Source organism: Pseudomonas sp. P4_C1 (genome assembly GCF_056402155.1).
On record NZ_JBFUHY010000067.1, the window covers coordinates 18479 to 27673 of the forward strand.

Genomic DNA, 9195 nt, shown 5'->3' on the forward strand with positions numbered 1-9195 from the left:
GACAAAAAACGTCAGATAGTGCTGATACTGGTAATACGAAAGGGCTTTGCGGTCGCCATGCCCCCTGCCAACAGGGGCTTCTGGCCTTGGCACAGGCTGTGCTGCCATGGGGCAGGTCATGAGCCTTCGACTCATGCATGGAGCTTGTACATGAACAATCAGAAAGGTTTTACCCTGATCGAGTTGCTCGTTGTGGTGGCGATCATCGGAATCCTGGCAACACTGGGTCTGCCGATGTATTCCAAATACCAGGCTCGGGCCAAAGTCACGGCGGCGCTGGCCGAACTGACTGCAATGAAAGTGCCGTTCGAGGATGTGATCAGTCAGGGGGAAACACCGACAATTGCCAACGTGGCGCCCGCCGGCGCGACATCGACTAACCACTGCGCCCTGTCTGTGACGGCTTCAACTGCGGAGGGGGCGGGATCAATCGTTTGTACGTTGCAGAATGCCCCGGGGGTGGTCCTGGGCAAAACCGTCACCCTGACACGGGACGAAACCAAAGGCTGGTCATGTAAGAGCAGCGTTTCCCAGGACTACTTGCCTAAAGGGTGTTCCGGTTCTGCGGCATGAATAGCTGAATCAAATCCCCGCCATTGCGGGGTTTTTCCTGTTTGTCGAACCGTCGTCAAAAGCTACAGAGAATGCTCGAAAATTCAGGGTATTAGGAACTTTCCAGAAACCCGCAACTTGCATGCAGCGTTTCTGCGTCTCGTGCATTTTGCATGATTCCGAAAATTGGCGGATTTCATAATTGGTTGATTTATAAGGTTTTGTTCTCTGCTTTAAAGTTGGCATAGCGTTCGCAATAACCCAGGTAACCCTGCCGACATGGCACCCGGCAGACTTTTCCGAAAAACAGGAGTTACTCGTATGAAGAAGTTCGCTATCACTGCCGCTGCTGCTACCGCGTTGACCCTGACCATGGCCAGCGCAGCGTTTGCTCAAACCACCCAGGCAACCCAGTCGCCGATGGTGCTGGCTGCCGGTGAAATGACCAAAGCGAAAGAAGCTACTTCCGATACCTGGATCACCACCAAAGTCAAAGCCGACCTGATGACCGAAAAAGGCATTCCAGGTAGCGATATCAAGGTTGAAACCAACGAAGGCGTGGTATCGCTGTCGTCGACCACCGCCGTGACCGATTCGCAAAAAGAAATGGCTGTGGCCATCACCAAGAAAATCAAAGGCGTCAAGGCGGTTTCCGCTGACGGCTTGAAAGCCGAGTAAGGCAAGGCTTTTCGCCCGGATCGGGGCCAAACGAAGGTTGGCCACCACAGGCCTCGCGCATTTTTGCCGGGGCCTGCTCTATATGCAGCGCTTAAAATCATTGTGGGAGCAAGCCCGCTCCCACATTGGATAGTGCTAATTAATTGCCGCGTTTGCTGGTGATCTGCTTCAGCCGATTACCTTCGAACCGCAAGTATTGATACATCCCGCCATTGGGGCCGTAGGTCCATTCCTCGACCTGAAACTCTTCGCGCCGATCGGCACTGCGCTTGTAACCCAGCAGGTCGCGGCTGACTGGCTCACCGCATTTGTGCAAGACCTCACTCGAGCGATCGCCGACGCTGATCAATTGGCTGCCACAGCGCAGGGTATCGGCGGCCCAGGCCTGACTGGCCGATAGCGCCAGAACCAGGCCTGCCAGCAGCCAACGAATCATCACTCGGCATCCAGATGCATCGGTGTCACCACGCGGCCGTCACTTTGCGCCTCGCCCAGATTGGCGTCGATGAAGTACACCCGGTCGTCTTCCAGCTGCGTCTTGTCGACCAGGTAATCCTTGATGCTGCTGGCGCGTTCCTGGCCCAGTTGACGCAACAGCACGTCACTGGAGCTCCAGAATTTGATCACTTCGGCGCGCATTTTTGCGGTGCGCTCTTCCTTGCTCAAGTCCTTCCATTCGGCAGGGGGCTGGGTTTTCAGGCGGATGCGGTAGATACCTTCAAGCAGCGGGCCTTTTTCGTCGTCCGGCACTTCCAGCAACGAAGCCTGGGCCGGGACCTTGTCACCTCGGCGCTGGAGCATTTTGTAGTAGTTGTACTGGTATTCACGCTCCAGGCGTTGTTCGGCGATCAGTGGGCCATCGGCGTTCTGGGCGGCGGTACCTTCGATTTCCAGGCGTAGGGCCGGGCGCTCCTTGAGCGCCTTGGAGAGTTTGTCCAAAGCGCCTTCGGCGTCCTTGCTCAGATCGCTGGAACCCGCTACGAACGACACACTGCCCAGGTCTTCCGAGCCACCACCGTTGACCAGCCCGCCAATGAAATTGAACGGTGCTGCCGCGGCTTTGACGACCAGGTTGCGCAGGGTCTGCCAGATAATCGGCATGACGCTGAACTGAGGGTTGTTCAGGTCGCCGCTGACCGGCAGTTCGATGGAGATCTTGCCATCGACGTCCTTGAGCAGGGCAATCGCCAGTTTCAGCGGCAGGCTCACGGCATCCGGGCTGTCGACTTTTTCACCCAGTTGCAGTTGTTCGACTACCACTTTGTTTTCAGCTTTGAGCTGACCGTTAGTGATCTGGTAGTGCAGGTCGAGATTGAGCCGGCCCTTGCGGATACGGTAGCCGGCGAATTTGCCGGAGTAGGGCGTCAGCGTGGTCAGTTCCACACGTTTGAAGCTGGTGGCGATGTCGAGGCTGGCCATCGGGTTGAACGGATTGACGGCGCCCTTGATGGTCACCGGCGCGTAGCGATCGACCTTGCCCTTGATGTCGACACCGGCCGGTTTCGGCTGGCGACTGTCGATGGTGCCGATCTGCCCGTTGAGTTGCTGGATGGCGGTGGCGAAGTTCGGGGTCAGGCTGAAGTCGGCGAAATTGGCCGAACCGTCATTGATGAATATGCCGCCGATGTGGATGCCCAACGGCTTTTCATTGCTGGCCGGTTTGCTCGCTGCCGGTTTTGCCCCAGTGTCTGCTGGCTGCGCAATCAGCAGGTCATCGATGTTGGTGGTGCGATCATCGTTGATCATGAAACGCGCATAGGGCTGGAACAGGTTGATCTTGTCGATCGACAGGCTGTCCCCATGCTGATAGTTCAGGCCTTCGACCACGACCTGTTGCCACTTGAGGAAGTCGCGGGTTTTCAGGGTGTCCAGGGTATGCAACTGATCGACCTGGGCGCGGCCGGTGACGTTGAAGGCCAGGGGGGCGGTGCTTTTCAGGTCGACCGCCAGATCGCTGCCGAGCATGCCGCTGCGCAGTTCCAGGCGAATGAACGGCGTGATGTAGGACTGGGCAACCCGCAGGTCGATGTCCCTGGTCTGGACCTTCAGTCTGGCGCTGACCGGGGCCAGGTTGACCTCACCGTCGGCCATGATCCTGCCTTGCTTGCCCACACCGGTATCGAGCTTGAGGGTAAAGGGTGAGCCGTTGAGGCTGTCGAAGTTTTGCAGGTCGAGGTTCAGCGGGCTCAGATCCAGGGCGACGGCGGGTTGTGCCTTGCGGTCGGCCAGATGCACCTGGTAATCGCGCAACTGCACATCCTTGAGCAGCACCTGCCAGGGCTTGCCTGGCGCGGCTGGTTCAGGTTTCGGTGAGTCTGCCGCCGCCGGAGTGCTGGCCGGTTCGGCATCCGCCTTGGCTTTGGCGGTGGGTTTTGACGGTTGGCTGGCGAACAGTTTCTGCCAATCGAGTTGGCCGTCTGATTCCAGCGCGGCCCAGGTTTCCAGTTTGTGGCTGCGGATCTTGCCGACCACCACTTGCTGCTTGGCCAGGTCCACGGTGGTTTCGCTGACGTCCAGGCGCTCAAGCTTCACCAGCGGCCGGCCGTCCGGGGCCTTGATCGCGAAGGGGGCAATGGTGACCGCTACATTGCTCAGCAGTAGCTCGGTTTCCTTGGCCAGGCTGAGTTTGTAGTCGGTACTGATGCTCATGACACCGTTTTCGAGGTCCAGTGGCACGGCGTCGCGCACATAGGGCCAGAAGGCTTTCATCTTGCCATCGGTGATTTTCAGCTTACCTTCGGAGGCGATCGGGACCAGGCTGAAGTTGCCGGTCCAGTCGATCTGTCCGCCGTTGGGGCCGACGGCCACCAGGGTCATGTCGGCGCTGTCATCGGGCAGGGTGCTGAGGTTCTTCAGCTCGAAATCGAGTGTGTCGTAGACAAACTCGATGGGCTCGCTGGGCCGGGCATCTTCAAAGTGCACGGCGCCGCCGGCCAGTTTGATCCGTTCGATGCGCAGCGGAAACGGCTTGGCATCCGGGTCGGCCGGTGTGGGTTCGCTCGCTGGCAGTTTGAACAGTCCCAGCAGATTGAGTTTGCCGTCCTTGCTGAACAGGATTTCGGTCTTGGGCTTGTCCAGTTCGACATCGGACAGGTGCACCGCCTTGGTCCACAGGCTGTCGAATTGCAGATTGGCGTACAGACGATCGAAACCGACCTGCTCCTTGCCGGGCTCGCCGATGTTCAAGCCCCAAAGGGTCAGTTCAAGGCTGAACGGATTGAATTCGATCCGCTGGATCGTGGCGGGTGTGGTGGCGTAGTTGGCCAGTTGCTGGTTGGCAACGCGCAGCGCGACACCCGGTAAAATCAGAAAACCCAGCAAGCTGTAGAGGGCCAGAGCAGTCAACAAGGCGCCAGTGGCGCGAATCAATCCTTTGTACATGTGCGGCTTCATCTGTCTGGATCGGAGTGCCTTGGAGTATGGCACGCGTTTCCGGTTCCCAAGTGATTGCCCTGTTCAGTAAGTTTCAGATTTCTCCGACGACGGTCATAGCTGCAGGATCAGGGTTTTCAGCGGTGGTTGCTGATCCATCGACGGGAAGTCGGCGCCTGGCTTCATCACGCTCCACTCACGCACCGGCCGCCCGGCCTTCTCTGCGCAACGCAAAACCTGCTCGCGCCAGTCGTCCATGCTGACTTTCGCCAGGTTGTTGCAGCAGATCAGCACGCCGTTGTCGGCAGTGGTCAGCAGGGCCGGCTTGAGCAGGCTCTGGTAGTCGCGCAGCAGGTCGACGGTGCCGAATGCGCTCTTGGCCCAGGCCGGCGGGTCGAGCAGCACCAGATCGTACTGGCGCTGTTCCAGGCGCTGATAGCTCGGCAATTTTTGCCCGCGGCGCTGGCTGATCGGCAGGCCGGCCAGTTGGCGAATGGCCGGGAAGTAGTCGGACTGGATAAATTCCATGGTCGGCAACTGCGGATTGAGTAAACCGTTCTCCCGGCCGACCGCCAGGTTGCCTTCGGCGAAGTCCAGGTTGCATACCTCGCGCGCACCACCAGCGGCAGCACTGAGACCGACACCACAGGTGTAGGCGAACAGGTTCAGCACGCTTTTGTCTTTGCTGTGATCCTTGACCCAGCCGCGGGTGTTGCGCAGGTCGAGGAACAGCAGCGGGTCCTGCCCGGCATGGCGACCCCGTACCCGATAGTTCAGGCCCCATTCGTGGCCGATCAGGTCTTGCAGGGCGGCTTCGTCGGCGCGGTAGACGATGTCTTCGCGATCGATGCGCGAGTTGCCACGGGAGCGGTCGTTGTAGACCAGCAGGGTGTCAAAACCCAGGTGCTGATTGATCGTTTCGTGCAGTTCCAGCAGTTCCTCGCGCTCCAGCGATTGGTGGAAGCTCTGCACCATCAGTTGCGGACCGTAGCGGTCGATGGTCAGGCCACCGGCACCTTCCTGGCTGCCGTGGAACAGGCGATAGCAATCGGTGCCCTGGTGGTGCAGTTCGGCGAGCAGGTCCTGGCGTTGATCGAGGGCGGCGCGCAGCGCCTGATTCAAGGAAGACATGCTGGGCGCCTTGCAGGAGGGAATTGGGCGCGGGAGTTTAACAGTTATGGGGAACTCTGTAGGAGCTGGCTTGCCAGCGACAGCGGTGTGTCATCCAGCACATTTGTTGATGCGCGATCGTCTTCGCTGGCAAGCCAGCTCCTACAGGCCCATCCGTCGTTTAGCCCGCTGCACCGATCCATTGCGCACCGCCCAGCGCAGCATCGGCGCACTGCGATTGACGCTGGCGCGGATCAGCTTGCGTTGTAGCGGGTTCTGGCTGACGCCGAGCATGTCACTTGCCCAGTCCGGCAGCAGATCGATCCCGGCCTGCATCATCAAACCGCCGAAAGGCTTGGCCAAGCGACTGGGGGAGGGGGCGTTCAGCAGCAGGCGCAGGACTTCACGACTGCGCTCGTCGCACAGCAGTTGTGGACGGATGCGCTCAAGGTAGTCGGCAATTTCCCGCCGCGAACGGGGTACATCCCTGGCCCCGAGTCGCTCGGCGATCAGGGCAATTTCAGAGTAGTAGCGATCCTGATCGGCTGAGGACAGGTGCGGATTGCGATAGCGCAAGTGTGCAGCGAGGAAATTACTGACTTCCGCCACGTGCACCCATGTCAGTAAATCGGGATCGCTGGCCGCGTAGGGGCGTCCATCCGGCGCGGTGCCGGTAATCTGCGAATGGATGGTGCGGACCTTCTCGATCAACCAGTCTGCGTCCTGTCGTGAACCGAAGGTGGTGCCGGAGATGAACTGCCCGGTGCGGCGCAAGCGGCCCAGCATGTCTTCACGAAAGTTTGAATGGTCCCAAACCCCGGCCAATGCCAGTGGGTGCAGGGCTTGCAGCATCAGGGCGCTGATGCCGCCGATCAGCATGCTGCTGAAATCGCCATGGACTTGCCAGCTCACCGAGTCTGGCCCGAACAGCCCGGGGTCGCCCTTGGGGTTTTCCAGGTCGAGTTTGCCCAGGGACAAACCGCTCAGGCTCATGATCTGGGTTTCGATGCGGGTGCGGATGAATTCCATGGACACTCTGTAATTTTCTGTAGGAGCGAGCCGGCTCCGGGCGGCGTTCCGACGATGGACTTCAACGGTAACGCGTTTCTCCTGAATGTACGCGGCGTGCTTGAGTTCATCGCGAGCAAGCTCGCTCCTACAAAGGCACGTTATTGATTCAGGCGTTTGTCGATCAAGCCCTGAACAACGCTCGGGTCAGCCAGGGTCGAAGTGTCGCCCAGGCTGTCGAGTTCATTGCAGGCGATCTTGCGTAGAATGCGCCGCATGATCTTGCCTGAGCGGGTTTTCGGCAAGGCCGGCGCCCACTGGATCAAGTCCGGTTTGGCGAAACTGCCGATTTCCTGGCTGACGAGGGCCAGCAATTCTTTCTTCAGTTCATCGTTGGTTTCGACGCCATTCATGGGCGTGACGAAGACATAGATGCCCTGGCCCTTGATGTCGTGGGGGTAACCGACTGCAGCGGCTTCGGCGATGCTCTCGTGCAGCACCAGGGCGCTTTCCACTTCGGCGGTGCCGATGCGGTGGCCGGACACGTTGATCACATCGTCGATGCGCCCGGTGATCCAGTAATCACCATCTTCATCGCGTCTTGCGCCGTCACCGGTGAAGTAGTAGCCGGGGTAAGGTTTGAAATAGGTGTCGACCATGCGTTGCGGGTCGCGGTAGACGCTGCGGATCTGCGCCGGCCAGCTGGACTTCAAGGCGAGTACGCCGCTGCCGGCGCCTTTGATTTCCTTGCCCTGCTCGTCGAGCAATACCGGCTGCACGCCGAACATCGGTTGTGTCGCGCAGCCGGGTTTGATCCACTGTGCACTGACCAGCGGGCTGAGCATGATGCCGCCGGTTTCGGTCTGCCACCAGGTATCGACGATCGGGCAGCGCTCTTCGCCTACCTCGTGGAAGTACCACTCCCATGCTTCCGGATTGATCGGCTCGCCGACCGTACCGAGCAGCCTGACGCTGGCGCGGGATGTTTGCTTCAACGGTTCGGGGCCTTCGCGCATCAGCGCACGCAGCGCCGTCGGGGCGGTGTAGAAAATGTTCACCTTGTGCTTGTCGATCACCTGCCAGAAGCGCGAGGTACTCGGGTAGCTCGGCACGCCTTCGAAGATCAGTGAGGTCGCGCCGTTGGCCAGCGGGCCGTACACAATGTAGCTGTGGCCTGTGACCCAGCCGATGTCGGCGGTGCACCAGAAGACTTCGCCGTCGCGGTAGTCCAGCACGTACTTGAAGGTCATCGTGGCTTGCAACAGGTAGCCGCCGGTGGTGTGCAGCACGCCTTTGGGTTTGCCGGTGCTGCCGGAGGTGTAGAGGATGAACAACGGGTCCTCGGCGTCCATCGGCTCGGGCAGGCAATCGGCGCTGGCATCGCGCAGGGCCTGCTGATACTTGATGTCCCGTCCATCGACCCAGTTCACCTGCCCGTTAGTGCGCTCGACCACCAGAACGCTGCTCACGTCCGGGCAGCTTTGCAGCGCCTTGTCGACGTTCTGCTTGAGGGGCACGACTTTGCCGCCGCGCACGCCTTCGTCCGCGGTAATCACGGTGCGGCAGTCGGCGTCGAGAATGCGGTCACGCAACGATTCCGGGGAGAAGCCGCCGAACACCACCGAGTGCACCGCGCCGATGCGGGTACAGGCCAGCATGGCGTAGGCCGCCTCGGGAATCATCGGCATGTAGATGCACACGCGGTCGCCTTTTTTCACGCCACGGCTTTTCAGCACGTTGGCCAGGCGGCAGACGTTTTCATACAGTTTTTTGTAGGTAATGGAGGTGGAGTCGGCAGAGTCGTCGCCTTCCCAGATGATGGCGACCTGATCGCCGCGTTTTTCCAAGTGCCGGTCGATGCAGTTGTAGCTGACGTTCAGCTTTGCACCGGCAAACCAGCTGGCCTCACCGGTCTTCAGGTCGTAGCGTTGGACGGTCTGCCACGGTGCGCTCCAGTCGAGGAAGCGGGTGGCCTGTTCGGCCCAGAACGTACTGGGGTGTTCAACGGATTCGCGGTACAGGCGCTGATAGTCGTCTTGACTCAATTGTGCAGCCCGGCGGACGGCATCGGCTTTGGGGAACGTGCTGATATCGAACATGACGGTTCCTTATTCTTGTATTGCGACAAAGATTAAGATGCGCCGAGAGGTCAATGGGTTCAAGTCGTACACAAAGCAACTGTGGGAGCGAGCCTGCTCGCGATAGCGGAGTGTCAGCCAATCCAGTGCTGACTGATACACCGCCATCGCGAGCAAGCTCGCTCCCACATCTATGGTTACCCCCTTTTCTGCAATACTGTTGTTGATGTCGTGTTTGGCTTGCTTTCATCTATCCGGCGTCTGAGTTGGGGTTGTGGCCCCCGCGCCTCGATGAGAATCGATGCCCAACGACCCTAATTAGGGGAACGGCCTTGCAGCCGTGTGAGAGCCCAGGGTTGTCGTCAGGCCGGTTGGCCGTTCATGTCATCAGTTATCC

7 protein-coding genes are annotated in these 9195 nt (G+C 59.6%); 2 read left to right on the top strand and 5 right to left on the bottom strand.

Translation table 11 applies throughout. From position 1 onward, the window contains the following. Positions 1-150 precede the first annotated feature (150 nt). Both AC1DU9_RS24010 and AC1DU9_RS24015 read left to right on the top strand, forming a co-directional pair. The gene (locus AC1DU9_RS24010; RefSeq protein ID WP_223463670.1) at positions 151-573 is read left to right on the top strand and encodes a pilin; all 423 of its coding nucleotides are present in this window, start codon (positions 151-153) and stop codon (positions 571-573) included. A 300-nt stretch (positions 574-873) separates the two neighbouring features. Next, positions 874-1230 (top strand): BON domain-containing protein, encoded by a 357-nt coding sequence (locus AC1DU9_RS24015; RefSeq protein ID WP_223463669.1) that lies wholly within the window; start codon positions 874-876, stop codon positions 1228-1230. Positions 1231-1369: 139 nt separating this feature from the next. On the opposite strand, the gene AC1DU9_RS24020 is transcribed toward AC1DU9_RS24015, so the two are convergent. The 5 genes from AC1DU9_RS24020 to acs all read right to left on the bottom strand — a co-directional run bounded on the left by AC1DU9_RS24020 (position 1370) and on the right by acs (position 8819). Further along, positions 1370-1666, bottom strand: a complete 297-nt coding sequence (locus tag AC1DU9_RS24020; RefSeq protein WP_223463668.1) for a DUF2845 domain-containing protein — start codon at positions 1664-1666, stop codon at positions 1370-1372. Further along, positions 1666-4623 carry a DUF748 domain-containing protein gene (locus tag AC1DU9_RS24025; protein WP_223463667.1) on the bottom strand — a complete coding sequence of 986 codons (2958 nt, stop codon included), beginning with the start codon at positions 4621-4623 and terminating at the stop codon, positions 1666-1668. Before AC1DU9_RS24025 ends, AC1DU9_RS24020 begins: the two co-directional genes overlap by 1 nt. A gap of 93 nt (positions 4624-4716) precedes the next feature. Next, complete coding sequence (locus AC1DU9_RS24030; protein ID WP_223463666.1) at positions 4717-5733, bottom strand: class I SAM-dependent rRNA methyltransferase; 1017 nt, start codon at positions 5731-5733, stop codon at positions 4717-4719. A 141-nt stretch (positions 5734-5874) separates the two neighbouring features. Further along, on the bottom strand, positions 5875-6741 hold the full coding sequence (locus AC1DU9_RS24035; protein WP_223463665.1) for an oxygenase MpaB family protein: 867 nt from the start codon (positions 6739-6741) through the stop codon (positions 5875-5877). 140 nt (positions 6742-6881) lie between these two features. Further along, complete coding sequence (gene acs, locus AC1DU9_RS24040) at positions 6882-8819, bottom strand: acetate--CoA ligase (RefSeq protein WP_223463664.1); 1938 nt, start codon at positions 8817-8819, stop codon at positions 6882-6884. Positions 8820-9195 lie beyond the last annotated feature (376 nt).